23 protein-coding genes are annotated in these 24,875 nt (G+C 58.3%); 12 read left to right on the plus strand and 11 right to left on the minus strand.

The window, feature by feature from the left end:
- Positions 1 to 3: 3 nt before the first annotated feature.
- Entirely contained in the window at positions 4 to 522 is a 519-nt protein-coding gene (locus AC2FJC_RS12340; protein WP_496739736.1) for a PaaI family thioesterase, read from the minus strand.
- Positions 522 to 941: a PaaI family thioesterase gene (locus AC2FJC_RS12345; protein ID WP_058274208.1), complete on the minus strand. Its 420-nt coding sequence runs from the start codon at positions 939 to 941 to the stop codon at positions 522 to 524. Before AC2FJC_RS12345 ends, AC2FJC_RS12340 begins: the two co-directional genes overlap by 1 nt.
- Before the next feature lie 117 nt (positions 942 to 1,058).
- Here AC2FJC_RS12345 and AC2FJC_RS12350 point away from each other — a divergent pair, with 117 nt between their 5' ends.
- The 8 genes from AC2FJC_RS12350 (at position 1,059) to AC2FJC_RS12385 (ending at position 8,888) form a co-directional block, all read left to right on the plus strand.
- Entirely contained in the window at positions 1,059 to 1,427 is a 369-nt protein-coding gene (locus tag AC2FJC_RS12350) for a MerR family transcriptional regulator (protein WP_496726099.1), read from the plus strand.
- A 282-nt stretch (positions 1,428 to 1,709) separates the two neighbouring features.
- Positions 1,710 to 2,111, plus strand: coding sequence for a MerR family transcriptional regulator (locus AC2FJC_RS12355; protein WP_058274210.1), 402 nt, complete (start codon positions 1,710 to 1,712; stop codon positions 2,109 to 2,111).
- A gap of 49 nt (positions 2,112 to 2,160) precedes the next feature.
- Entirely contained in the window at positions 2,161 to 3,942 is a 1,782-nt protein-coding gene (locus AC2FJC_RS12360) for an acyl-CoA dehydrogenase C-terminal domain-containing protein (protein WP_496739737.1), read from the plus strand.
- A gap of 54 nt (positions 3,943 to 3,996) precedes the next feature.
- Complete coding sequence (locus tag AC2FJC_RS12365) at positions 3,997 to 4,209, plus strand: hypothetical protein (protein WP_170417753.1); 213 nt, start codon at positions 3,997 to 3,999, stop codon at positions 4,207 to 4,209.
- Positions 4,210 to 4,344: 135 nt separating this feature from the next.
- The gene (locus tag AC2FJC_RS12370; protein ID WP_496739738.1) at positions 4,345 to 4,983 is read left to right on the plus strand and encodes a glutathione S-transferase family protein; all 639 of its coding nucleotides are present in this window, start codon (positions 4,345 to 4,347) and stop codon (positions 4,981 to 4,983) included.
- Positions 4,984 to 4,994: 11 nt separating this feature from the next.
- Positions 4,995 to 6,206, plus strand: a complete 1,212-nt coding sequence (locus AC2FJC_RS12375; RefSeq protein WP_496726096.1) for an acetyl-CoA C-acetyltransferase — start codon at positions 4,995 to 4,997, stop codon at positions 6,204 to 6,206.
- Complete coding sequence (locus AC2FJC_RS12380) at positions 6,206 to 6,694, plus strand: cupin domain-containing protein (protein ID WP_496739739.1); 489 nt, start codon at positions 6,206 to 6,208, stop codon at positions 6,692 to 6,694. The genes AC2FJC_RS12375 and AC2FJC_RS12380 overlap by 1 nt, the downstream gene beginning before the upstream one ends.
- Positions 6,687 to 8,888 carry a 3-hydroxyacyl-CoA dehydrogenase NAD-binding domain-containing protein gene (locus AC2FJC_RS12385; RefSeq protein WP_496739740.1) on the plus strand — a complete coding sequence of 734 codons (2,202 nt, stop codon included), beginning with the start codon at positions 6,687 to 6,689 and terminating at the stop codon, positions 8,886 to 8,888. The genes AC2FJC_RS12380 and AC2FJC_RS12385 overlap by 8 nt, the downstream gene beginning before the upstream one ends.
- Positions 8,889 to 8,952: 64 nt before the next feature.
- On the opposite strand, the gene AC2FJC_RS12390 is transcribed toward AC2FJC_RS12385, so the two are convergent.
- Positions 8,953 to 9,711 carry a Hint domain-containing protein gene (locus AC2FJC_RS12390; protein ID WP_496739741.1) on the minus strand — a complete coding sequence of 253 codons (759 nt, stop codon included), beginning with the start codon at positions 9,709 to 9,711 and terminating at the stop codon, positions 8,953 to 8,955.
- Between the two features lie 322 nt (positions 9,712 to 10,033).
- Complete coding sequence (locus tag AC2FJC_RS12395; protein WP_496739742.1) at positions 10,034 to 10,969, minus strand: DMT family transporter; 936 nt, start codon at positions 10,967 to 10,969, stop codon at positions 10,034 to 10,036.
- 153 nt (positions 10,970 to 11,122) lie between these two features.
- On the opposite strand from AC2FJC_RS12395, the gene AC2FJC_RS12400 reads away from it, so the two are divergent.
- Positions 11,123 to 12,136 (plus strand): hypothetical protein, encoded by a 1,014-nt coding sequence (locus tag AC2FJC_RS12400; RefSeq protein ID WP_496739743.1) that lies wholly within the window; start codon positions 11,123 to 11,125, stop codon positions 12,134 to 12,136.
- A 5-nt stretch (positions 12,137 to 12,141) separates the two neighbouring features.
- Here AC2FJC_RS12400 and upp read toward each other — a convergent pair whose 3' ends face one another.
- The 7 genes from upp to AC2FJC_RS12435 form a co-directional block, all read right to left on the minus strand.
- The gene (gene upp, locus AC2FJC_RS12405; protein WP_496739744.1) at positions 12,142 to 12,774 is read right to left on the minus strand and encodes a uracil phosphoribosyltransferase; all 633 of its coding nucleotides are present in this window, start codon (positions 12,772 to 12,774) and stop codon (positions 12,142 to 12,144) included.
- Positions 12,771 to 13,757 carry an adenosine deaminase gene (locus AC2FJC_RS12410; RefSeq protein ID WP_496739745.1) on the minus strand — a complete coding sequence of 329 codons (987 nt, stop codon included), beginning with the start codon at positions 13,755 to 13,757 and terminating at the stop codon, positions 12,771 to 12,773. Before AC2FJC_RS12410 ends, upp begins: the two co-directional genes overlap by 4 nt.
- Complete coding sequence (locus AC2FJC_RS12415; RefSeq protein WP_496739746.1) at positions 13,754 to 14,965, minus strand: phosphopentomutase; 1,212 nt, start codon at positions 14,963 to 14,965, stop codon at positions 13,754 to 13,756. Before AC2FJC_RS12415 ends, AC2FJC_RS12410 begins: the two co-directional genes overlap by 4 nt.
- Positions 14,962 to 16,269 (minus strand): thymidine phosphorylase, encoded by a 1,308-nt coding sequence (locus AC2FJC_RS12420; protein WP_496739748.1) that lies wholly within the window; start codon positions 16,267 to 16,269, stop codon positions 14,962 to 14,964. The genes AC2FJC_RS12415 and AC2FJC_RS12420 overlap by 4 nt, the downstream gene beginning before the upstream one ends.
- Positions 16,270 to 16,273: 4 nt before the next feature.
- The gene (locus tag AC2FJC_RS12425) at positions 16,274 to 16,666 is read right to left on the minus strand and encodes a cytidine deaminase (protein WP_108860194.1); all 393 of its coding nucleotides are present in this window, start codon (positions 16,664 to 16,666) and stop codon (positions 16,274 to 16,276) included.
- A gap of 103 nt (positions 16,667 to 16,769) precedes the next feature.
- Positions 16,770 to 17,873 (minus strand): cupin domain-containing protein, encoded by a 1,104-nt coding sequence (locus AC2FJC_RS12430; protein ID WP_496739750.1) that lies wholly within the window; start codon positions 17,871 to 17,873, stop codon positions 16,770 to 16,772.
- Positions 17,836 to 18,540, minus strand: a complete 705-nt coding sequence (locus AC2FJC_RS12435) for a hypothetical protein (RefSeq protein WP_496739751.1) — start codon at positions 18,538 to 18,540, stop codon at positions 17,836 to 17,838. Before AC2FJC_RS12435 ends, AC2FJC_RS12430 begins: the two co-directional genes overlap by 38 nt.
- Before the next feature lie 185 nt (positions 18,541 to 18,725).
- Here AC2FJC_RS12435 and AC2FJC_RS12440 point away from each other — a divergent pair, with 185 nt between their 5' ends.
- From AC2FJC_RS12440 to AC2FJC_RS12450, 3 genes are all read left to right on the plus strand, one after another.
- Positions 18,726 to 20,999: an NADP-dependent malic enzyme gene (locus AC2FJC_RS12440; protein WP_496739752.1), complete on the plus strand. Its 2,274-nt coding sequence runs from the start codon at positions 18,726 to 18,728 to the stop codon at positions 20,997 to 20,999.
- A gap of 276 nt (positions 21,000 to 21,275) precedes the next feature.
- Positions 21,276 to 23,165 (plus strand): propionate-CoA ligase PrpE, encoded by a 1,890-nt coding sequence (gene prpE, locus AC2FJC_RS12445; RefSeq protein WP_496739753.1) that lies wholly within the window; start codon positions 21,276 to 21,278, stop codon positions 23,163 to 23,165.
- Between the two features lie 91 nt (positions 23,166 to 23,256).
- Positions 23,257 to 24,690 carry an amidase family protein gene (locus tag AC2FJC_RS12450; RefSeq protein WP_496739754.1) on the plus strand — a complete coding sequence of 478 codons (1,434 nt, stop codon included), beginning with the start codon at positions 23,257 to 23,259 and terminating at the stop codon, positions 24,688 to 24,690.
- Positions 24,691 to 24,875 lie beyond the last annotated feature (185 nt).

The following is a 24,875-nucleotide window of genomic DNA, read 5'->3' on the forward strand; positions in this document are numbered from 1 at the left end:
GTTCTATTTTCCGTCAGCGGTGGGCTGTGGCATCAGGAAATGCCCGGAAGCCTGTGCAAAGAGCTTCGCGTGATTGTCTTGCCAGGCCTCGACCCTGACAGAGGCATAGCGACGCCCGGCCCGGCTGATGAATGCGCGCGCATAGGCATCACGCGGCAGGCCTGACCGCAGATAGTCGACGGTGAAATCGACGGTCTTTGGGAAACGTACCGTTTCATAGTCGGCGATATCACTGGCATTCAGTTCCCCGCTTTCGATCTTGGGCAGCAAGAACTCCCAACTCAGCGTGATGACAGCCGTGACTTCTAGAAACGCCGCCGTGACGCCGCCATGCAATGCGGGCAGTAACGGGTTGCCGATCAGTTTCTGGTCGAAATACAACACGCCAGTCAGTTCATCACCGCGGCGATCAAAGCCGATGTCGAGGAACCGGATGTAGGGCACACCTTCGACTATAGCGTTCAGCGCCGCATCCCGGCGTTGTTTTACGACTTGGACGGGTTCGGGGCGAGTACGCGCCATTACAAACCCTCCACCGTGAATGACCCTGCCGCTGTGGCCACCGGAAGACCTTCGTCTTCGTCCATCGCCGTCGCGCGCACAAAGGCGACGTTCCGTGTGATGTGGTAGCATGTCGCCTGGGTCGTTATCGTCTGTCCCGGTGTTGCCGCCCGCATATAGTCGATCCTCAGGTCAATTGTCGCCGTACCGCCGGGAGCCGACGGATGGCTCATGACGGCGGCACCACAACAGGTATCCAATGCGGCAAAAACAGCGCCGCCATGAATCACCCCGGTGCGCGGATCGCCAACAAGCTCTTTGCTGTACGGCATTGTAATACCCGCTTCGCCATTTCCGATTGAGGTCAGCTTCAGACCCAACGCTTTTGCATGCGGGATCGCCTCGATGAATTGGCGCGCAATTGCGGCTTTGTCGACCATGTACTTGAATCCGTTCTCTTGGTTTATCCCTTTATGAGCCCGTGTCCGCCAAAAGAGCAAGCCCGCCGGTTGCGCTTGCGGCTGACAGAACATAGGCTGCGCCAGAGGAGATCAGGAATGTCCGACAACCGTTTGTCATTCAAAGAGATGTGCGCCGAGTACGATGTGACTCCACGTACCCTGCGCTACTATGAATACATTGAATTGCTGCAACCAGACCGCGAAGGCAGGTCGCGTTTTTATGGTCCTCGGGAATGCGCGCGCATGACTTTGATCCTGCGTGGCCGCAAGTATGGATTTTCGCTGGAAGATATCCGCCAGTGGCTGCTGATCTATGAAAATGAAGGCAACGAGGTCCAGATGCGCGCTTTTGTCGACGTCGCGGATAAGCAGATCGTCGAACTGAACCAGCAACGGCAGCAACTGGACGAGGCGATTGATGCCCTGACCGAGATGCGCGACCAGACGGCCAAATCCCTCGAGTGATTCCGTCGACGCGCCATGGCGCGCCAGAAAAAGAAGCAACTCTGGCTAAGTCCGACCATGCCTTAAGGCGTGCCGGGTCGCTCTTTTGGTTTTTGAACCCCCAAATTCCGTTACGTTAAATTCGAAAAAGTCGGAAATCCGCGACTTGACGCGTGTGGAAGTTACGTAAACTTATTTTGTGACGCAGCGTTCACATTACGTGAACGTCATCTACGTGTTGTAACGTGCGCATCGACTGCGCAACTGACTTTCATTGACGCCAGTGACGAGAGTGCTGAAACCATGACCGAAGATCTGATGACCATCCGCGAAATGTGCGAGACCTATGATGTCACGCCCCGTACGTTGCGGTTCTACGAGGCCAAAGAGCTTTTGTTTCCGATCCGTGAAGGCCAAAAACGGCTGTTCACCAAAAGCGATCGTGCCCGCCTGAAACTGATCCTGCGCGGCAAGCGCTTTGGGTTCAGCCTGGAAGAAATTCGCCAGCTTCTGGACCTTTACCATGTCGGCGACCAACAGATGACTCAGATATCGCGCACCTATGAAATTGCGTGCGAGCGTCTGGAAGACATGGAAGCGCGCCGTGAGGAACTGACCCAGGCGATCGACGACCTGAAAGAACAGTTGCGCTGGGGCGAGAAAGTCATCGCCTCGGTTAAACAAGACAAAAAGGCCGCCGAGTAACCCCCTCGCCTGCCTACCACCCGGACATATGAATTAAAGGGAGCTTCACATGCCCGTCTACAACGCGCCAACCAAAGATACGCAGTTCATTCTGCACGATGTTCTGAAAATCTCGGACTCCGACGTTCCGGGGTACAGCGAGCTTGAAGCCGAATTCACCGGCGCCGTTTTGGAAGAAGCAGGCAAGGTTGCCACCAATGTATTGCACCCGCTGAACGTGGTTGGTGACACCGAAGGATGCCGTTTGGAAAACGGTATTGTATACACTCCCACTGGCTTCAAAGACGCCTTCGAGCAGGTCAAAGAAGGTGGCTGGACTGGTCTGGATATGCCCGAGGAATACGGCGGCCAGAATATGCCATACGTCATTGGCACAGCCGTGGGCGAGATCTTCTCGGCCTCGAACACCGCCTTCACTATGTATCAGGGCCTGACACACGGCGCGGCTTCGGCCATTCTGGCACACGGAAGCGATGCACAGAAAGACACCTATCTGCCTAAAATGGTCAGCTGTGAATGGACCGGCACCATGAACCTGACGGAACCGCACTGCGGCACCGATCTGGGTCTGATGCGCACCAAGGCGGAACCGCAGGGCGATGGCAGCTACAAGATTTCGGGGCAGAAGATCTTTATCTCGTCCGGCGATCACGACATGGCAGACAACATCATCCATCTGGTGCTGGCCAAGATTCCAGGCGGCCCCGATGGCATCAAAGGTGTGTCGCTGTTCATCGTGCCCAAGTTTATGGTCAACGAAGACGGTTCCTTGGGCGAGCGCAACGGCGTGTCGGTTGGCAAGATCGAAGAAAAGATGGGCATCCACGGCAACTCGACCTGCGTGATGAACTATGACGGTGCAACCGGTTTCCTGATTGGTGAGGAAAACAAAGGCATGCGCGCCATGTTCACCATGATGAACGAGGCCCGTCTGGGCGTGGGCATGCAGGGCCTGTGCCAGGCAGACGCCGCCTACCAGAACGCCGTGGAATACGCCAAGGACCGACTGCAGGGACGTGCGGTAACCGGCGCGGAAAACCCCGATGGACCGGCGGACCCGCTGATCGTGCACCCGGATATCCGCCGCAACCTGATGGATCAGAAAAGCTTCAGCGAAGGCGCACGCGCATTCATCCTGTGGGGAGCATCGCTGATTGACCGCGCGCACCGCTCGGGTGACCAGGATGCGGACGGTCTGATTTCACTGCTGACTCCGGTTATCAAAGGTTTCCTGACCGATCAGGGCTATGACATGACCGTCCAGGCACAGCAGGTCTATGGCGGCCACGGCTACATCGAAGAATGGGGCATGTCGCAATACACCCGCGATGCCCGGATCGCGATGATCTACGAAGGTGCTAATGGCGTTCAGGCGCTGGACCTTGTCGGTCGGAAACTGGCGCAAGACGGCGGTAAGCACGTCATGGCGTTTTTCGACATGGTCAAGACCTTCTGCAAGGAAAACGGTGGCAAGGACGAAGCTTACGACAAAGCCTTCATCGAACCGCTGAAGGCGGCGTCCAAGGACCTGCAATCCGCTGGCATGTACTTCATGCAGGAAGGCATGAAGAACCCGAACAACGCTCTGTCCGGTTCTTATGACTTCATGCACATGTTCGGCCATGTCTGCCTGGGCCTAATGTGGGCACAGATGGCTAAAGCCGCTCAGGAAGCGCTGGACGGTGGTGCGTCGGACAAAGAGTTCTACGAGACCAAGATCAACACCGGCCGCTTCTACATGGCCCGCCGCCTGCCCGCCACAGGCATGCATCTGGCGCGAATCCAGACGGGTGCGGACACAGTGATGGCTCTGGACGCGGCGAACTTCTGATCTCAGTCTGGGTCCGGGCGATATTGCCCGGACCCAGCTTACCGGAGGAACCACATGCCAAAGCGTTTTCGACTAACCCGCCGCTTTCCCGTCGCAATGACCGAAGACGGGTATCGCAAGCTCAAAGCATTCGCGCGTGAGGCTGGATTGGACGAAGGAGAGGCGCTGTCGTTTCTGTTCGAGAATTTCAACAGTGTGATCAACGAGGACAACCTGACCCACCGCCTGCGTATTTTCAATTCCGAGTTGGATGACCGCAAGCGTTAAACGTTACAGCCACCTTCACTCAGGTGGGCGTGTTTTCAGAAAGCCAAACCCCAATGGCGCTTAGCCTTATGGTTCGTCTTTCTCGAAATACGCGAAATTCGACTTCGCACCATGCGCCTTGGGAGGGGCGATCACATGACAATCATGCTTCATTGCTTCGGAGAAAGCGGAAACAGTTATAAGGCTGCGCTGGCGCTGGAAATGTCCGGGCTGGAGTGGGAACCGGTCTTTGTCGACTTTTTCAAAGGTGTAACTCGCACGCCCGAGTTTCGCGCCGAAGTGAATGAAATGGGCGAAGCACCTGTCCTGATCGACGGTGATTTCCGCACAAGCCAGTCTGGCGCCATTCAGACCTATGTGACTGAGAAGTCAGGTAAGTTCGGTGGCAAGAACCGGGAAGAGAATTACGATGTTCTGCGCTGGGTGCTGTGGGATAATCACAAACTCAGCTCGATGGCCGGCCTGACCCGCTTCCTGATCAATTTCCTCCCGGAACAGCACCGCAATCCCGATGTGATCGCTTTCAATCAAGGGCGCCTGAAGGCCGCTTACCAAGTGTTGAACGATCATCTGAACGGCCGCGACTGGATTGTTGGCGACGATGTCACGAATGCCGATCTCAGCTGCTGCAGCTATCTGTATTATCCCGAACCATTCGGCTTTGACCGCGCCGACTGGCCCCATATCGACGCCTGGCTGTCTCGCTTGTCCGAGCAGCCTGGCTGGAAACACCCCTATGACCTGATGCCCGGCAACCCGTCGGATCGAGCTTGAGGAGAAGACCCATGACCGAAGCATATATCTATGACGCCCTGCGCACCCCGCGCGGCAAGGGCCGCAAGGATGGCAGCCTGCACGAGGTAACCTCGGTGCGCCTGTCGGCCCTGACCCTGAACGCGATGAAAGAGCGCAACAACCTCGAAGGCCACGCCGTAGAAGACGTGATTTGGGGCAACGTCACCCAAGTGATGGAGCAAGGCGGCTGTCTTGCGCGCTCGGCGGTTCTGGCCTCTGATCTGGATCAGTCGATCCCCGGTCTCGCAATCAACCGTTTCTGCGCCTCAGGCATGGAAGCTGTGAACCTCGCGGCGAACCAAGTCAAAGGCGGCGCAGGTGAGGCTTACATCGCAGGTGGCGTCGAAATGATGGGCCGCGTGGCCATGGGCAGCGACGGTGCAGCGATCGCGGTTGACCCTTCGCTGGCGATGGAGACTTACTTCGTGCCGCAGGGTATCTCGGCCGACATTATCGCGACCGAATATGGCTTTAGCCGTGACGACGCCGACGCGTTGGCGATGGAATCGCAGCGCCGAGCCGCGGAAGCATGGGCAGACAACCGTTTTGATAAATCGGTTATCACCATCAAGGATCAGAACGGCCTGACCATTCTGGACCGCGACGAATACATGCGCCCCGGCACTGACATGCAAAGCCTTGGTGGCCTGAACCCGGCCTTCCAGATGATGGGCGAACAGATGCCCGGCTTCGACAAGGTGGCCATGCTGAAATACCCGCATCTGGAAAAGATCAACCACATCCACCACGCGGGCAACAGCTCGGGCATTGTGGATGGTGCGGCGGCTGTTCTGATCGGCAACAAGGAATTCGGCGAGAAATACGGCCTCAAGCCCCGCGCCCGCATCAAGGCAACCGCCAAGATCGGAACTGACCCGACCATCATGTTGACCGGTCCGGTTCCTGTGACCGAGAAGATCCTGGCCGACAATGGCATGAAGATCGGCGATCTGGACCTGTTCGAAGTCAACGAAGCCTTCGCCTCGGTCGTGCTGCGCTTCCAGCAGGCGTTCGACGTCGACCCGGCGTTGGTCAACGTGAACGGCGGCTCGATTGCGATGGGTCACCCGCTGGGCGCAACGGGCGCGATGATCATCGGCACGTTGCTGGATGAGTTGGAGCGTCAGGACAAGGAAACCGGTCTGGCGACGCTCTGCATTGCATCCGGCATGGGTGCAGCAACCATTATCGAGCGGGTCTGATGCCCAAGCTGGATCTCTCTCAGATTCCGTTCAAGGGCGGCTCGGCCTATCCCGGCAAGCTGGCTGAAGCGACCGCAGGTCGTTTCGTTCAGCGTGTGGGCGATGCAGGCGGGCTGTCCCAATACGGGGTCAACGTCGTGCGGTTGGAACCGCAGGGCATGTCTTCACTGCGCCATTACCATATGGAGCAGGACGAATTTGCCATCATGCTCAGCGGCACCTGCGTGCTGATTGATGACGATGGTGAGCATGAGATGCAGCCCGGCGACTGCGCCGCTTGGCCCGCAGGTGAGGCCAACGGCCACTACCTTGTGAACAAAACCGATGCGCCCGCAACCTTTCTGGTGGTGGGCACACGGACCCCGACCGAGACCGGCTATTACAGCGACATAGACATGATGGTGAAGGATGATGAGAACGGATTCGCCTTCACCCGCAAAGATGGCAGCCCGCTGACGGCTGACCAGATTGGAGATGACAATGACTGATTTCACTCTGAGCAAAGACGCGGACGGCGTCGCCACAATCACCTGGGATGTGCCCGGGAAAACCATGAACGTGATGTCCTTTGACGGGCTGGCACAGCTGAGCGATCTGGTCGATCAGGCGCTGGCTGATGACGACGTCAAAGGCATCATCATCACCTCGGGTAAGGAAGGGTCCTTCGCTGGTGGCATGGACCTGAACCTGCTGGCCGTGATGAAGGAACAGGCGGGCGACAATCCGGCAAAAGGTCTGTTTGAAGGCACGATGCAGATGCACGCCCTGCTGCGCAAGATCGAGATGGCGGGCATGGACCCCAAGACCAAGAAGGGCGGCAAGCCGATTGCCACCGTTCTGCCTGGCACCGCTGCCGGCATCGGCATGGAACTGCCGCTGTCTACGCATCGCATTTTTGCGGCCGAAAACCCCAAGGCCAAATATGGCCTGCCCGAAATCATGGTCGGTATCTTCCCCGGCGCGGGCGGCACCACCCGGATGGTCCGCAAAGTTGGCGCGATTGCCGCTGCTCCGCTGTTGCTTGAAGGTAAGATGCTGGACGTCAAGAAAGCCAAAGGCGCGGGCTATATCGACGAGATCGCAGCCGACCCGATGGCCGCAGCCAAGGAATGGGTGCTGAACGCCAAGGACGCAGACATCATCAAACCGTGGGATGCGAAGGGCTATAAGATGCCCGGCGGCGCGCCTTACCACCCTGCTGGTTTCATGAACTTCGTTGGTGCATCGGCGATGGTGAACGGCAAAACCCAAGGCGCCTTCCCTGCCGCCAAGGCTCTGCTGAGCGCGGTCTACGAAGGTGCGCTGGTCGATTTTGACACTGCCCTGAAGATCGAGGCGCGTTGGTTCACCTCTGTCCTGATGAACCCCTCTTCGGGTGCGATGATCCGGTCGCTGTTCCTGAACAAGGAAGCGTTGGAAAAAGGTGCCGTGCGTCCTGCCGGTGTTCCCGATCAGTCGGTCAAGAAGATCGGCGTACTGGGCGCAGGCATGATGGGTGCCGGTATCGCGCTGGTGTCGGCCCAGGCTGGGATGGAAGTGGTTCTTGTGGACCGCGACCAGGAAGCTGCGGACAAAGGCAAAGCCTATACCGAGAGCTATCTCGACAAGGGCATGAAGCGCGGCAAAGTCACGGCTGAGAAGAAAGGGGCCATGCTGGCCCGCATCACCGCGACCCCGGATCTGGACAACCTCAAAGGATGCGATCTGATCATCGAAGCCGTCTTCGAAGACGTGGGCGTCAAGGCCGAGATGACCAAGAAGGTCGAGGCGATTATCCCCGAGGATTGCATCTTTGCCTCGAACACTTCGACCCTGCCGATCACCGATCTGGCCAAAGCATCCGTGCGCTCGGATCAGTTCATCGGTATTCACTTCTTCTCACCGGTCGAGAAGATGTTCCTAGTCGAGATTATCAAGGGTAAAGAAACCGGTGATCGCGCGGTTGCCAAGGCGCTGGACTATGTGCGCCAGATCCGCAAGACGCCGATCGTGGTCAACGATGCGCGTTTCTTCTACGCCAACCGTTGCATCATTCCCTATATCAACGAAGGTCTGCGCATGATCACCGAGGGCGTCAGCCCAGTGTTGATCGACAACGCCGCGCGTCAGTTGGGCTTCCCCGTTGGGCCGATCCAGCTGAACGATGAGACCTCGATTGATCTGGGGGCCAAAATTGCTCGTGCGACCAAAGCCGCGATGGGTAATGCCTATCCGGATAACCCCGGCGATGATCTGATCTTCTGGATGGAGGAAGAGGGTCGTCTGGGACGCAAGGCAAACGCAGGTTTCTTCGACTATGACGAAAAGGGCAAGCGCACCGAGTACTGGAAGGGTCTGCAGGAGAAATACCCGCATGCCGAGGACCAGCCTGATCTGATCGAAGTTCAGGAACGTCTGATGTTCGCACAGGTTCTGGAAGCGGTCCGCGCGCTGGAAGAAGGCGTTCTGGAGGACATCCGCGAGGGCGACGTGGGCGCAATCCTTGGCTGGGGCTTTGCACCATGGTCGGGTGGTCCGCTCAGCTGGCTGGACATCATCGGCACGCCCTACGCCGCCGAGCGTTGCGACCAGTTGACGGCACAGTATGGCGAACGCTTCGCCTGCCCGCCGCTGCTGCGTGAGATGGCTGAGAAAGGCCAGAGCTTCTATGGTCGCTTTGACCCCGAAGCAAAAGCTGCCTAAAAAAATTGACGCTGGTGCGGGTTACCGCGCCAGCGTCATTCTTTAATCAATAGCTTAAAAAAAACTAGAATATCGGTGCAGGCCGCCCCGGCCGCCCAGGACGTCGCGCACCCATGACAGGCCGCGCTGGAAAAATCGGGTTCTGCATGATCGGAGCCGGCAATGCGCCCAGTGAATTCGCAAGAACAGCAATGTCCCTGCTATGCGCGACCATGTCGATCAGGTCTTCGGTCCGATCAGCATCGACCACCTTGTACGAGGCGTTCGCGGGCCGGCTGTTCGACCCAAAGCGGCCCGCAGGACAAAAGGCGCGCAAACCACCCTCGATATAGATCACTTCGTCTTGCTCAAAGAACAACGAACAAACCTCAAACAGCAATGAGGGCGCGCTGGACGAAAGTCGAAACGTTCCACTGAGAACCCGCGCAGGCACCACAGGCATGCTGATCGGCAGCGTGATCGGACCCTGGCTCAGCTTGGTGTTGTCCAACGCCACGCCCTGCTCTGGCATCAACCAGACCGGATCGCCGTTATACAAAGTGTTCGATGGCACACGGACAGGTAAGTTTTCCGACCTGGACTCGCTGGCAGCGATTGCTATGCAATCCGTCGCAACCCGCGAGACTGCCCTGAACCCGTTGTCCATCGTGCGGATCAGATCGCCTGCTTGCAGTCCTTCAACAGGCTGCCAACCGCGATCCGTCGCAATCTTAGTTCCGTGGACAAAACCACCCCGACGCGCGTTCAGCGAAATCGCAGGATTGTCCTGCACTTCCTGGTTCGGAACGGCCTCATAACTCAAAACACTCTGTACATTTAACACGTGTCGCACCCATTTCTGACACAAAAACAACTACTCATAACGACTAGCACGACTTAACCATGGGCGACTTAATTTAGACACATTGCCGCCCAATTTGCGCTCTTAAAGCCGTGAAAAACAACAATTCTTTGAACAACACTGTGCAATTGGTAAAAATTGGCAGATTTTTGGAAACTATAATTTACACCAGCGGTCATCCGTGCCGCCGAATCTGTCTGAGCCCGTTGGCTGAAATCGGGCAGGTCGTGTTACACCCATCGGTATCCGGTCTGAATGATCCCCGATTGCCCACCCAAAACAAATGGCTGGCCTCAGGATAAGGCTAAACCGGTTCTGGCCGGGCAGCCTCGCGCCCTGCACGCCATCCCAACAGGGCACCTGCGATTGCAATCAAGCCAATCCCGCCAATCTGCATCGGCCCGATCGCCTGCCCGAAAGCCGCAAAGGCAAAGAGCGGACCAAAAATCATGACCGAGTACTCAAAGACCGCGACATAGGACGGCTCGCCCACCTGATAGGCCTTGATCAACATGAAGACGGCAATCGTGGAGCCAACCGCCTGTATTGCGATCCACGGCAATGCAGGTTGCATCTGCCAGACCCAACCCCGCGCGGCGAAGCCGTCGGGACCATCCGGCGCGGCCACCGGAAACAGCTCAAGTACCAGAAGGCCAATCGCCCCGGCCGATCCCAGCGTGATGATCATCGCAGCCAGCAGCGCCACGGTGCTTTCATCGGAACAATGGCTGCGCGTGATAACGGCACTCAGCGCGTAGAACAGACCCCCGGCGACCGGCAACAGGCTGCGAGTATCGAAATCGTAGGGGTCAAGCTGCAGCACGCACAGAATTCCCGCAAACCCCAGTAGAACCGCAACAATACGCCAAGGGCCAATCCGCTGCTTCATTGCCAGGGCCGAGATCAAAAGGACAAAAATCGGCGATGTGAACAACCCGGCCAGCGCCTGCGCAATCGGCATGACCGCAAGCGATGCGAAATAGAACAACATGGCCAGGGTGATCAGTACGCTGCGCAGAATCACCGGGCCAAATCGTTTCGGGCGCATACTGCCCAGCCCCAATAGCGATAGACCGAAGATCAGCGGCAACATTAGCAACGCGCGGCTCAGGTGGAATTGCCACAGGCCAACCGTTTCCGCCAACAGTATCACCACATTGTCGATCACCCCGATGATCGCCATGGCGCTGATCATCAGCACCGATGCCAGTATCGGTGAGGTCTGAGTGTCCGCCTGCATCTTTCGCCTCGGTAAAACGATGGGGCACGACAGGACAACCCTGCACGTGTCGTTGTATCCAGCACATTTACCGCAGACGGCGCAACTGGTTTGCGCCCTTTGAATTTACCATGTTAAGCTGGGGCAAAATAATAACGAGCAAACTTCACCTTGATGACGGCTCTGAAACAGTACGAACGGATCGAAGCCACCGGTCTGTGGCGCCCCTCGCCCGACGTGCAGCGGCGCGAGGTTGTGGTGTCGATTGGCGAAGCAACGCTGACGATTTCTGATTTCAACGATCGGGCATTGACCCATTGGTCATTGGCTGCGCTGGAACGACATAACCCCGGACTTTATCCCGCAATCTTCAACCCGGACGGAGACCCCGACGAAACGCTGGAGCTGGAAGAAACCGAGACCACGATGATCGCGGCGATCGACCGTTTGCAAAAGGCAATTGATCGGTCGCGCCCGCATCCCGGACGGTTGCGTTGGCTTAGTGTTGCGGGAGTGGTTGCTGCAGTTGCCGCGCTATTGCTGCTTTGGGCTCCGGCCGCGCTGCAAAACCACGTCGTTTCTGTTGTCCCCGAGATCAAGCGATACGATATCGGAGATGCGATCCTGCACCGGATTGAACGGGTTTCGGGTGTTTCGTGCACCTCAGAGGATGCACAAGCTGCGTTGGACCAACTGGCAGCCCGAACCGGAGTGCGAGAGGTCGTTATTCTGCCCGCCGGGGTGCAAACAAGCCTCGGCCTGCCTGGTGGGATCATTCTGTTGAACCGCTCATTGGTTGAAGATCACGAGGACCCATCCATCGCCGCCGGTTACATCATCGCCGAACGCGCGCGGGCCGCCGTACAGGATCCCTTGGACGAGGTACTGGACCGAACCGGCCCAACCACGGCATTCCGCCTGCTAACAACCGGAGAGCTAACGCCCGAGATCGTTGACGCCTATACCGAACAGGTCTTGTCAGAACCGCGCCCAACTTTGTCCGATCAAGCTTTGCTAGAGGTTTTTGCCCAGGCAGCGCTGCCATCAACGCCATATGCCTATGCTGTGGATGTCACGGGGGAAGACACTCTGGGCTTGATCGAGGCTGACCCGATGGCCGGGCGCCCGCTGCCGCAAGTACTGCCGGACCGCGATTGGGTCCGGCTGCAGAATATCTGTGGCGAGTAGGCCGGTTACTTGGTGCCGAACATCCGGTCGCCGGCATCGCCCAACCCAGGCATGATATACCCTTTCGAGTTCAACTCGCGATCCAGCGACGCCGAGACGATGTTCACGTCAGGATGCGCCTCTTTCATGCGGGCGACGCCTTCGGGCGCGGCCAGCAGGCAGAGGAAACGGATATCGGTCGCCCCGGCTTCTTTCAGCAAATCAATCGCCGCAGCCGAGCTGTTGCCGGTTGCCAGCATCGGATCAACCGCGATGACCAGCCGATCCTTCAGACCTTCAGGCGCTTTGAAGTAGTATTGCACAGGCTTCAGGGTTTCTTCGTCGCGGTACAGCCCGACAAACCCGACACGGGCCGAGGGGACCAGTTCCAGCACCCCGTCCAACATTCCGTTTCCGGCACGCAAGATCGACACCAGAGCCAGTTTTTTACCGGCCAGAATGGGGGCGTCCATTTCCTCCATTGGTGTTTCAATGTGCCGGGTGGTCAGCTTCAGCTCACGCGTGACCTCATAGGCCAACAGCAGCGTGATCTCGCGCAACAGCTGGCGGAACACGGCGGTCGAGGTGCCCTTATCCCGCATGAGCGTCAGTTTGTGCTGCACCAGCGGGTGGTCAACGACGGTCAGGTGTTCGCTCATGTTCTCTCCAGTCTTTTCTTCACCCGTTCGCGGGTGTCATCATCGCAGAAAGCTGCGTTCAGGGCTGTGTCGTTCAGGGCCGCAAAATCCTCGGCGTCCCAGCCAAAGGCCTGATGCAGCATCTCATATTCGCGCCGCATGGTGGTATGGAAAAACGGCGGATCGTCGGTGGAAACTGTGACGTTTACACCCTGATCGCGCAGCCGGGCAATCGGATGTGCCGCAAAATCTGGGAACAGGCCCAGAACCACGTTGGAACCGGGGCAGACTTCAAGCGTGACTTCGCGGTCAACAAGTTCCCGGATCAGATCGTCGTCCTCAATGGCCCGCACGCCGTGGCCGACCCGTTCGACACCGAGGTCTCGAACAGCATCGCGTACGCTTTCGGGGCCGCCGAATTCTCCGGCATGGGTGGTCAGGCGCAGCCCAGCTTCGCGGGCGCAGTCAAAGGCCCATTTGAAATCGCCCTGCGTCCCGACGCCCTCGTTTCCGCCCATTCCAAATCCGGTGATCCAATTACCAGCGGTTTCCGCCGCGCAAAAAGCGCTTTGTTTTGCCTGCTCGGGTCCGAAATGACGAACACAGGTGACAACGCCGCGCAGGGTGATATCGAACTTGCGCTCGGCCTCGTCCGCCGCGTCCTGAATGGCGTTCAGATAGTCGCGCCAGGCGTGCACATCTCCGCCGCCGCAGAAATCGGGGCTTAGGAAGGTTTCCGAGTAGACCACGCCGTTTGCCGCGCTTTCCTCCAGTATAGCCAAGGTCAGCCGACGGAAATCCTCGGGCGATTTGAGCACCTCGCATGCGGCTTCATACACGCTGAGGAAATGGGCGAAGTCGCGGAAGTCATAACTTCCGTCTGATTTAAAGATACCGCTCAGGTCTATACGCTTTTCATGCGCTAGCTGGCGGATGAAATCAGGCGGCGCTGCACCTTCATGGTGCAGGTGCAACTCGATTTTGGGTAGGTCTGCGACGGTCATAGAAAACTCTTCCCCGGCCCTTGTGCCGGAATGTTCAGATGGTGTGCGATACTTGCGGCGACATCGGCAAAATCGACGGCCCCGATTTGGCCCGTGCCTTGCCCCGCGATCAGAACGGGCACCTGTTCGCGCGTGTGGTCGGTGCCGATCCAACTGGGATCGTTGCCGTGATCGGCGGTCAGCAACATCATATCACCAGGGCGCAGCTTATTCAGAATCTTTCCAATTTCACGGTCGAACCATTCCAAGGCGCTGGCATAGCCGCTGATATCGCGGCGATGGCCATAGAGGCTGTCGAACTCAACGAAATTGGCAAAGGTCAGGCTACCCTCTTCGGCCATATCGACCAGATCAGACAGGTGACCCATCAACTCAGCATCCGACCCTTTTCGCAGCGTGTCGATTCCTTGCATCGAGAAGATGTCGCCGATCTTGCCTACCGCGTGGACCCGACGCCCCGCATCCTGCACCCAATTGGTCAGGACCGGCGCGGGGGGAAGTATGGCGAAGTCCTTGCGGTTAGTGGTGCGGGTGAAGCCCTCTTTGACTGAGCCTACAAAGGGTCGCGCAATGACGCGGCCTACTTTCATCTCATGCAAACGCGGGGCGAGTGCTTTGCACATCTCCAGGAGACGGTCCAGGCCAAAGCTTTCCTCATGCGCGGCGATCTGGAAAACGCTATCGGCCGAGGTATAGCAGATCGGCCAGCCGGTCCGCATATGCTCGGCCCCCAATTCGGCAATGATGGTCGTGCCCGAGGCGTGACAATCACCCAGAATTCCGTCTGTTCCAGCCGCCTGTGCCGCAGCCTGGCTTAAGTTGGCAGGGAATGAAGGCGTCGTATCCGGGAAGTAATGCCAATCCCACGGCACCGGCAGACCGGCCAGCTCCCAGTGGCCCGAAGGTGTATCCTTTCCCGGAGAATACTCTCGCGCGCTGCCCCACATCCCCGTCGGCATGGTCTCCAGTCCCGGTGTTTCAGCGCCCGAGGCCAGCCGCGTTGCTGCGCCTAATCCAAGCGCGTCCAGATTGGGCAGGCTCAGCGCGCCGGATCGCCCGTCTTCGGCCCTTCCTTCTGCGCAGGCCTGCGCAATGTGAGCCAGCGTATTTGCGCCGGTGTCCGGCGTTTCGCCGTTAAAAAACAGATCGGCGTCCGGCGCGCCGCCGATGCCAACCGAATCCATTACCACCAGGAACGCGCGGGTCACGGCGTAATCCTTTCGTGAACAAGAGTAGGCTCCACAGGCGCATCCGCACCTATGTTGATCGCCTTCAGAACGGTCTCCGCGGCCTGCCGCGCGGCATCCTCCCGGGCCGCGTGGATTACAGCTAACGGCGCACCCTTCTCGACTTTGTCGCCTAGCCGGACGATGTCAGACAGACCCACGGCCGGGTTGATAACGTCGTCTTCAACCTGCCGTCCGCCGCCCAGTGCTACAACTGTCAGGCCCAGCGCCTCACCGTTAATGGCAGTGATGTGTCCGTTGGTCGGTGCCGGAACTTCAAGGATCACGCTGGCCTCTGACAAGTACCGGGACCAGTTGTCAACAAACTGCAGCGGCGCGCCTACGGCTGCCATCATGCGCCCAAAGCGTTCAGCTGCACGACCATCGCGGATGACATCCGTGATCTTGTCGCGCCCTTCATCGGCAGTTGCGAACATTCCAGCATCGGCCAGCAATACTCCACCTAACTCGGCCGAGATTTCCGCCAGCGGGGCATAGGGGTCTTGCGTCATGACCTTCATCACCTCGGCCACTTCCAATGCATTGCCCAGCGCAGGGGCTAAAGGTTGATGCATATCGGTGATGACGGCCGAGGTCCGGCAGCCCGCAGCATTCGCAGTTTCAGTCAAGGCCCGCGCCAGTTTGCGTGCATCCTCCAACGTTTTCATAAACGCGCCGCTGCCGACCTTGACGTCCAGCACCAAGGCCTCGGGGCTGGCGGCCAGTTTCTTGGACAGGATCGACGCTGTGATCAGGTCCAGGCTTTCAACGGTCGCCGTCACATCACGGATCGCATAAAGGCGCTTGTCGGCCGGGGCGATCTGCCCCGTAGCCCCGACAATGGCCGCGCCCGTTTCCCGCAGAATTTGTGTCAGCCGCTCCTGACCGATCTGGGTGCTGACGCCGGGAATGGCCTCAAGCTTGTCCAGGGTACCGCCAGTATGACCCAGACCCCGTCCCGAGATCATGGGGACATACGCCCCCATCTCAGCCAGTGCAGGGGCGAGTACGAGGCTTACACTGTCTCCCACCCCACCGGTCGAGTGTTTGTCGATGACCGGGCCATCGAAATCCCAGCTCAGTACGTCGCCGCTGTCGCGCATAGCGATCGTCAGATCGGCGCGCCCTTTGGTGCCCAATCCGCCCATGCAGACGGCCATGGCAAAAGCGCCCGCTTGGGCGTCGCTGACCCCGCCATCGGCCAGTCCTTGCGCGAACCAGTTCAGCTCAACTCCGGTCGGCACCTCGTTTCGGCGCAGTTTTGCAATGATCGAACGGGCGTCCATTGGATCAGACGTCCTCCATGTGCGAGGCGTCGAAAGCGCCCGGCAGCAATTGCCCAATCGTGGTTACAAACTCGGCGCCATCCACGGTCGCCAGCGTCACCTTGACGTCCCGCTTGCCAAATTCGGCCAGCTTTTGCCGGCAACCGCCACACGGCGGAACCGGTTGCGGGCTTGAGGCAACAACATAGACCTCGGACAATTCCTGTTCGCCCGCAGCGACCATCGCAGCGATTGCCCCGGCCTCGGCACAAGTGCCCTCGGGATAGGCCACGTTTTCAACGTTGCAACCCGCGTGGACCTCGCCGGATGCGGACCGGATCGCCGCCCCAACCTTGAAGTTGGAATAAGGCGCATAGGCTTTTTCCCGAACAGACAGTGCTGCATCTTTCAAAGTCATGGCGATTCCCCGTTTTTGATCAACTGGTCAGAAAATCATACCCTAAAGGAAAGAGCGCAGGGAGTTGAACCCCCGCGCGCAAGATTCCTGGGCTAAAATCCTCCTAGCCCAGCTTGGTATTGAAGATCCCCGGAAGCGTTACCTCAAGCAATTCGACATCATCGGAAGGTTCGGACAGTTTGGTGCGCATGCCTGGCGGGATCACGAACGCATCCCCTTGTTCCAAACGGAACGGATCGCGCCCTTCACCTTCCAGAGTCACCTCGCCCGTCATGACGAAGGTAAAATGGATATCCGTGTCATGCGTCGCCCAGACCGGTTCACCCTGCCCTTTTCGTACGACCTGCACGCCTGCAACACCTTTGGTATTTTCGGCAATCGTCGTGTCGCGACAAATGTATCCCGGCAGGCGAAATGGTCCCCACTCTGAATTCTCGGCTTTGTTATAAACAAAACGCTGCCCTTGCCATTCGCGGTCCGGGCGGAAATTCGGCGTAGGCAGGTCCATCTCGTGGTCGATTTCGGTGACATGTTCAGCGGGAACACCGATTTCGATCACCTGAACATTATCTGAGGCTTCAAGAACCCGGTGGCGGATTTCTGGGGGTTGGATAAAACAATCCCCGGCTGTCAGGCGCATTTTGTCGCCCTGATCCTCGTAGACGACGTCGACCCAACCATGGATGCAGAAAATCAGTTGAAACCCGACCTTGTGGAAATGCACCATATCCGGCACCGGGCCCCCATCGGGGATACGGATATGGCTGGCGATGATCGATCCACCTAGCCGATCCGGTACCAGATCGCGGTAATGCATCCCTGCCCGCCCGATGATCCAGGGCGCCTGATCCTTGAGCCTGCGCACCACGAAGGAATGCACCGTTTCGGGCATCACCATCGGAGGGTTCATTTCATCAATCTCAACCCGCGTGCCGTTGGGCGCGACCAAAGTACGCTGCCCATCAGCAAAACCGTCAGGATCGTCTGTCAGGATACGGATCGTACCAGCGGCCTCGGGCGCGTCCTTCTCGACCCGAAGGCGCAACCCGTGGCCGGAAAACACGGCAACACGCGGGTCGTCGGCGGGATAGATCATATCCATCTTCATACCGAGCACTTTTGTGTAGAACGGGATGTCGTCGCGCAGCTCGCTTGTCGGCAGACGGATTTCAGCGCGTGTCTGGCAGTTGTTTCTGGTTGAGGTCATTCAGCGTCTCTTCGGCATCGGATTTTGGCCATCCGATCAGAACAGAAGCCAAAATACCAATCGAAAAGAACATCTCAAGCGTTTCTTCCAGAACAAAGAGCCGTACTGTCATAAGTGTGGACAGATCTGCCTGGTAAATTCCGGAAACTTCCTCGAGCAGCTGAGCGGTTACCGCCAGCAATCCCGCCAGCACGAAAATCACGAAAAAAGGCGCCTGTCGCTTTACCGCCTGCCAAGCCGCCGGGGCTCCATGCCATAGGGCACCACCGATCACGATGACGGCCAGAACCACCCGGATCAGCGTCATATCAAGCAAATTATCCAAACCGTTCAGGACCCAATATGGCAGGCTGTCAACTGGATAGATTTCCGCCTCAAGCTCTCTTTCCGCCAGCAACAGACAGACCAGCGCGATGTAAAGACGGGTTATGCCGGGATAGCGCCAGCGCGCAGCCAGGCCCGCGACAAACAGCGCAGCGGCCGAGATCGTTTCGAACAATCCGCCCTCTTCGTTCAGAGCAAGGGCTTGAACCGGCCAGATACAGACGGCGGCAAGGACAAGGATGGCGATCAGCAAAACCGATATGTAAACGGCGCGATCCGGACCAACAACAACCTGGTCCGCCGGGAAGGCGGTCCCGGCCTGAAATTCATCTTTATAGCTCATTTATGGCTTTCAGTGCTCGACAGGTCTAGGTTGGCTCCAAAGTTGCCCGAATGTAAAAGCAATACGACGCTTTTCAACGGGACGTCGGTGAACTTTAGCAAAACTGTTGCAAAATGACGTAGCGTAGCCAAAGCCGGGGAAATAGTTTAACACTAAATCAAATTTCCTGAGGAGTTGAGTCGCCGATGTCGGACACACCCAGCCTGCGGCAGGCCGCGCTTGAATATCACGCCCACCCAAAGCCCGGTAAGCTTGAAATCAAAGCGACCAAACCAATGGCGAACGGCCGCGATCTGGCACGCGCCTATTCACCCGGTGTGGCCGAAGCCAGCCTGGAAATCAAAGCGGATCCTGCAAACGCCGAGCTGTATACCGCACGCGGGAATCTGGTTGCGGTCGTCTCAAACGGGACAGCGGTTCTGGGGCTGGGAAACATTGGCGCGCTTGCATCCAAACCGGTGATGGAAGGCAAGGCCGTCTTGTTCAAGAAATTCGCTGGGATCGATTGTTTCGACATCGAGGTCGATCAACCCGACCCCGAGAAACTGGCGGATATCGTTTGCGCATTGGAGCCGACCTTTGGCGCGATCAACCTTGAAGACATCAAAGCGCCGGACTGTTTCATCGTGGAAAAGCTGTGCCGGGAACGGATGAACATCCCGGTCTTTCACGACGACCAGCACGGCACCGCGATTGTCGTGGGAGCCGCGGCCAAGAATGCGCTGCACGTCGCCGGCAAAAATTTTGAAGACGTCAAAGTGGTCTCAACCGGTGGCGGCGCGGCGGGAATTGCCTGCCTGATGATGCTGGTCAAGCTGGGCGTCAAGCGCGAGAATATCTGGCTGTGCGACATTCACGGGCTTGTCTATGAAGGTCGTGAAGAGGACATGAACCCGCACAAGGATCAATTCGCACAAAAAACAGATTTGCGCACGCTAGACGATGTAATCGGCGATGCAGACCTGTTCCTTGGCCTTAGCGGGCCGAACGTCCTGAAGCCCGAGATGGTTGAGAAGATGGCCAAGCGCCCGATCATCTTCGCGCTGGCCAATCCAAGCCCGGAAATTTTGCCTCAAGCAGCACGTGAAGTCGCGCCAGACGCGATCATCGCCACGGGCCGCAGCGACTTCCCCAATCAGGTCAACAACGTTCTGTGTTTCCCCTTCATCTTCCGGGGCGCGCTGGATGTGGGGGCGACCGAAATCAACGATGAAATGCAGATCGCCTGCGTTGACGGGATCGCTGAGATGGCCCGAGCGACGACCAGCGCCGAGGCGGCAGCGGCCTATAAAGGTGAACAACTGACTTTTGGCCCTGATTATCTGATCCCCAAACCCTTTGACCCACGTCTTGTTGGCGTCGTGTCTTCGGCTGTTGCCAAAGCCGCGATGGAAAGCGGCGTGGCCAAGCGCCCGATCACGGACATCGAGGCATACAAAGAGCGGTTGAATCAGTCCGTATTCAAGTCTGCCCTGCTAATGCGCCCGGTCTTTGAGGCCGCGGCCGTGGCCTCGCGCCGGATCGTGTTTGCCGAGGGTGAGGACGAGCGTGTTCTGCGCGCAGCCCAGGCCATTCTCGAAGAAACAACCGAAACTCCGATCCTGATCGGCCGCCCCGAGGTGATCAACACCCGGTGCGAACGGTTGGGGCTAACGGTCCGTCCCGGCAAAGACTTCCAGATTGTGAACCCGCAAGACGACCCGCGATATTATGACTACTGGAACTCGTATCACGAGATCATGCAGCGCCGCGGTGTCACGCCGGATCTGGCCAAGGCGATCATGCGCACGAACAACACCGCCATTGCGGCTATCATGGTGCAACGTGGTGAGGCAGACAGCATGATCTGCGGTACCTTTGGCGAGTATCGTTGGCACCTGAACTACGTCGAACAGGTTCTGGGCGATGGCGATCTTCACCCGCATGGCGCACTGTCGCTGATGATCCTCGAGGACGGACCGCTGTTCATTGCCGATACCCATGTTCGGCAGCTGCCAACCCCCGAAGAACTGGCCGAGTCGACCATTGGCGCCGCCCGTCATGTTCGGCGTTTCGGGATCGAGGCCAAAATCGCCTTCTGTTCGCAATCGCAGTTTGGAAACCAGACAGAGGGATCAGGCAAAAGGTTGCGTGCCGCGCTTAAGATCCTCGACGCCGAGCCGCGCGATTTTACGTATGAAGGTGAAATGAACCTGGATCTGGCCCTCGACCCTGAACTGCGTTCGCGGATCTTCCCGAACTCGCGTCTGAAAGGGACGGCGAACGTTCTGATCTTTGCCCATGCAGATGCGGCGAGCGGAGTGCGCAATATCCTGAAAATGAAGGCCGATGGCCTGGAAGTTGGTCCTATCCTGATGGGCATGGGCAACAAGGCGCATATCGTGACGCCGTCGATCACTGCTCGCGGTTTGCTGAATATGGCGGCGATCGCCGGTACACCCGTAACGCATTACGGTTAATTAACCTGAACACGCTAATCAGGGCGCCAGTATTGGCGCCCTGTTTGATTCAAAATAGGTTGCTCAGTTTGCACGACAAAATATTCAACTTTGCAAAAGTGCATTATTGATCGCAAAAAGCCAGCAAAAAGGAGATACTTTGCAACAATTTGCAGGCTAGCCTGCGGATTCCTGCAAATTTTTTGCGATAAAGTGACGCTCCGTCACAGCGCTCGCTTGTGCGGTGCCCCCTGGCCACATAACACAATTCTCAAGGAGATTTAGGAGGAGTTCACTGTGGCATATCAGGACATTTACGAAGGCTGGAAATCGGACCCAGAGGCTTTTTGGATGGACGCGGCCAAAGCGATTGACTGGGTTCAACCGCCGACCAAAGCCCTGTTTGACGACAACGCCCCTTTGTATGAGTGGTTCAGCGATGCCAAGGTGAACACCTGCTGGAACGCAGTGGATCGGCATGTCGAAAACGGCCGCGGCGAGCAGGCCGCGATCATCTATGACAGCCCGATCACCCACACCAAGCGCGAGATTTCATATGTCGAACTGCGCAACCGCGTGGCCAATCTGGCCGGGGCATTGCGCGCCAAGGGCGTCGAAAAGGGCGACCGTGTCATCATCTATATGCCGATGATCCCCGAAGCGCTGGAGGCCATGCTCGCCTGCGCCCGTCTGGGGGCCGTGCACTCGGTGGTTTTCGGCGGCTTTGCCAGCAATGAGTTGGCTGTCCGGATCGACGACGCCAAGCCCAAGGCGATCATCGCCGCATCCTGCGGGATGGAACCAGGTCGCGTCGTGCATTACAAACCGCTGCTGGACGGGGCCATCGACATGGCCAACCACAAGCCCGAGTTCTGCGTGGTCTTCCAGCGTGAACAGGAAGTGGCACAATTAATTGAAGGGCGCGACTACAACTGGCATGGATTCCAATATGGTGTCGAACCGGCAGAATGCGTTCCAGTCGATGGCAATCATCCGGCGTACATCCTGTATACTTCCGGCACCACCGGCGCGCCCAAAGGTGTTGTACGCCCGACCGCAGGCCATTTGGTGGCGCTGAACTGGACGATGAAAAATATCTACGATGTCGATCCGGGCGATGTGTTCTGGGCGGCCTCGGACGTGGGCTGGGTTGTTGGACACTCCTACATTTGTTACGCCCCGCTCATACACGGAAACACGACGATTGTGTTTGAAGGCAAGCCGGTCGGCACACCCGACGCGGGCACGTTCTGGCGGGTGATTGCCGAGCATAAAGTCAAAAGCTTCTTCACCGCCCCCACCGCCATCCGCGCCGTGAAGCGTGAAGACCCCAAAGGGGAAATGCTGGCGAAGTATGACCTCTCCTGCCTGCGCGCGTTGTATCTAGCCGGCGAGCGGGCTGATCCCGACACGATCGAATGGGCGCAGGACGCGCTGAAGGTGCCGGTGATCGATCATTGGTGGCAGACCGAAACAGGCTGGACCATCGCCGGCAACCCACTGGGGATCGAGGAACTGCCGGTCAAGTTGGGCTCGCCCGCCAAACCGATGCCGGGCTATGACGTGCAGATATTGGACGAAGGCGGTCATCCGATGAAACCTGGTGAGCTGGGCGCAATTGCGATCAAGCTTCCCCTGCCCCCGGGCACCTTGCCAACGCTGTGGAATGCCGAGGATCGGTTCAAAAGTTCATACCTGAACCAATTCCCGGGTTATTACGAGACCGGCGATGCAGGCCTGGTGGACGAGGATGGGTACCTTTACATCATGGCGCGCACCGATGACGTGATCAACGTCGCTGGCCACCGCTTGTCGACCGGCGGGATGGAAGAGGTTCTGGCCGCCCACCCCGATGTAGCCGAATGTGCAGTGATCGGTGTGACGGACCAGTTGAAAGGCCAGATGCCCGTCGGTTTCCTGTGCCTGAATGCAGGCTGTGACCGCGACCATGGCGAGGTGGTTCAAGACGTCGTCAAATTGGTGCGCGAAAAGATCGGGCCGGTCGCGGCGTTCAAATTGGCCGTGGTGGTGGACCGCCTTCCCAAGACCCGCTCGGGCAAGATCCTGCGTGGAACGATGGTGTCGATTGCGGACAGCAAAGACTACAAGATGCCAGCCACCATCGATGATCCGGCTATTCTGGACGAGATCACCGACGCGTTGAAAACCCTTGGCTACGCTCAGTAACAGACATGCGGGCGACGATCCGTCGCCCGCATGCCTTTCTCTTGCAACCTGAAACAAGCCCCCTACTGTCATCCCAAGACAGCGAGGGCCCATGACACAAACCGATATCTGGCGTCTGAACGCCACCGACCTGACCGCCTTGACCCGCAGCGGTGAGTTGAGCGCGCTGGAGGCTACTCAGAATGCAGTCGACCGAATGCATCAGGCCAACCCAGACCTGAACGCGGTGGTTGAAGACCTGAGCACCGAGGCGTTGGAGCGTGCGCGTGAACTGGATGCGGCCGTGGCGGGCGGTGCACCCGCGGGGCCGTTGCATGGCGTTCCCGTCACTATCAAGATCAACGTCGACCAAAAGGGGCGTGCGACCTCCAACGGTGTTGTTGCACTGAAGGATGTGATCGCGCCCGACGACGCGCCGGTTGTGCGCAATCTGCAGAATGCCGGGGCCATCGTGATCGGGCGGACCAACACACCCGAATTCTCATTCCGTGCCGATACTGACAACCCGTTGTATGGCCGGACACATAACCCTTGGGGCCGCCATATCTCGCCCGGCGGGTCTTCGGGCGGGGCCGGTGCGGGCGTGATGGCTGGGATCGGCGCGCTGGCGCATGGCAACGACATCGGCGGCAGCCTACGGTTTCCAGCGGCGGCCAATGGTGCGGTCACGGTGAAACCCGGATTGGGGCGTGTCCCCGCTTGGAACCCCAGCCAACAAGCCGAACGCGGAATTCTGGCACAATCCATGTCGGTGCAGGGGCTGATTACCCGCTCTGCCGCCGACTTGCATCTGTCCATGCCCAGCTTGGTCGCCGCCGACCCGCGCGATCCGTTTCACGTTTCAATGCCGTGGCGCGGGGAAGCCTTGGAAGGCCCCATGAAAGTGGCCTTCACCAAAAACACCTTCGGCTATGCGCTGCACCCCGAGGTCGACAAGGCGCTGGACACGGCCCGCGATGCGTTGGTCGACGCTGGCTATCTGGTGGAAGAGATCGACCCGCCGGATGTATTCGAGTGTGGTCGGTCAGGGTATCGCGCCTTGATGGGCGAAGTTCTGACCCTGATGCAAAGCGACATCAAGGCAGCAGGATCTGAAACCATCCGCGAAATCTTTGATGTCTATTTCCAAGAGTTTCCACCCATCGTGGACACCGACCTGATCCGCATGTTGGCCAAGCGCACCCACTATGCCCGTGAATGGTCGTTGTTTATGCAAGACTACGCTTTGGTCCTGTCGCCTTTCCTACCACAACCTTTCTTCAAGCCGGATCGGGACACCGAAGGCGCCGAAGGGGTGCACGAGGTACTTGGATGCGCCGTGTATTCCTATGCGATGAACTTTCTTGGCCTGCCCGCCGCATGCGTTCCGGCGCGGCTGACGGATTTGCCCAGCGGCCCGCAGCCGATCAATGTCCAGATCGCTGCCCGCCGCTGGCGTGAGGATATGGCCGTGGATGCCGCCGCTGCAATTGAGGCGCGCGTCGGTCAAATGTGCTTGCCGTTGTGGGAGAAGATGGGCACGTAGTGCGACCCAAAACGAAAATAGACCCCGGGTTTTTGTGCCCGGGGTCCGCTTACTAAAATAAGCCCAGATATCATTAACGAGCGTAGCACCACCTACCCTCGCCAGCGCGTAAACTGCGCTATCGTTCGAAAACGTCGTTTGGTGGCCACTCACTCCCACCGAGACGTGTTCTCCGGGCAAGATCA

This window comes from Ruegeria sp. CDSB117, assembly GCF_059611005.1.

What these genes read in the sequence shown, in the direction of transcription:
- AC2FJC_RS12340 (WP_496739736.1), bottom strand. Translation starts at nt 522, where the DNA reads ATGGCGCGTACTCGCCCCGAACCCGTCCAAGTCGTAAAACAACGCCGG.
- AC2FJC_RS12345 (WP_058274208.1), bottom strand. Translation starts at nt 941, where the DNA reads ATGGTCGACAAAGCCGCAATTGCGCGCCAATTCATCGAGGCGATCCCG.
- AC2FJC_RS12350 (WP_496726099.1), top strand. Translation starts at nt 1,059, where the DNA reads ATGTCCGACAACCGTTTGTCATTCAAAGAGATGTGCGCCGAGTACGAT.
- AC2FJC_RS12355 (WP_058274210.1), top strand. Translation starts at nt 1,710, where the DNA reads ATGACCGAAGATCTGATGACCATCCGCGAAATGTGCGAGACCTATGAT.
- AC2FJC_RS12360 (WP_496739737.1), top strand. Translation starts at nt 2,161, where the DNA reads ATGCCCGTCTACAACGCGCCAACCAAAGATACGCAGTTCATTCTGCAC.
- AC2FJC_RS12365 (WP_170417753.1), top strand. Translation starts at nt 3,997, where the DNA reads ATGCCAAAGCGTTTTCGACTAACCCGCCGCTTTCCCGTCGCAATGACC.
- AC2FJC_RS12370 (WP_496739738.1), top strand. Translation starts at nt 4,345, where the DNA reads ATGACAATCATGCTTCATTGCTTCGGAGAAAGCGGAAACAGTTATAAG.
- AC2FJC_RS12375 (WP_496726096.1), top strand. Translation starts at nt 4,995, where the DNA reads ATGACCGAAGCATATATCTATGACGCCCTGCGCACCCCGCGCGGCAAG.
- AC2FJC_RS12380 (WP_496739739.1), top strand. Translation starts at nt 6,206, where the DNA reads ATGCCCAAGCTGGATCTCTCTCAGATTCCGTTCAAGGGCGGCTCGGCC.
- AC2FJC_RS12385 (WP_496739740.1), top strand. Translation starts at nt 6,687, where the DNA reads ATGACTGATTTCACTCTGAGCAAAGACGCGGACGGCGTCGCCACAATC.
- AC2FJC_RS12395 (WP_496739742.1), bottom strand. Translation starts at nt 10,969, where the DNA reads ATGCAGGCGGACACTCAGACCTCACCGATACTGGCATCGGTGCTGATG.
- AC2FJC_RS12400 (WP_496739743.1), top strand. Translation starts at nt 11,123, where the DNA reads ATGACGGCTCTGAAACAGTACGAACGGATCGAAGCCACCGGTCTGTGG.
- upp (WP_496739744.1), bottom strand. Translation starts at nt 12,774, where the DNA reads ATGAGCGAACACCTGACCGTCGTTGACCACCCGCTGGTGCAGCACAAA.
- AC2FJC_RS12410 (WP_496739745.1), bottom strand. Translation starts at nt 13,757, where the DNA reads ATGACCGTCGCAGACCTACCCAAAATCGAGTTGCACCTGCACCATGAA.
- AC2FJC_RS12420 (WP_496739748.1), bottom strand. Translation starts at nt 16,269, where the DNA reads ATGGACGCCCGTTCGATCATTGCAAAACTGCGCCGAAACGAGGTGCCG.
- AC2FJC_RS12425 (WP_108860194.1), bottom strand. Translation starts at nt 16,666, where the DNA reads ATGACTTTGAAAGATGCAGCACTGTCTGTTCGGGAAAAAGCCTATGCG.
- AC2FJC_RS12430 (WP_496739750.1), bottom strand. Translation starts at nt 17,873, where the DNA reads ATGACCTCAACCAGAAACAACTGCCAGACACGCGCTGAAATCCGTCTG.
- AC2FJC_RS12435 (WP_496739751.1), bottom strand. Translation starts at nt 18,540, where the DNA reads ATGAGCTATAAAGATGAATTTCAGGCCGGGACCGCCTTCCCGGCGGAC.
- AC2FJC_RS12440 (WP_496739752.1), top strand. Translation starts at nt 18,726, where the DNA reads ATGTCGGACACACCCAGCCTGCGGCAGGCCGCGCTTGAATATCACGCC.
- AC2FJC_RS12450 (WP_496739754.1), top strand. Translation starts at nt 23,257, where the DNA reads ATGACACAAACCGATATCTGGCGTCTGAACGCCACCGACCTGACCGCC.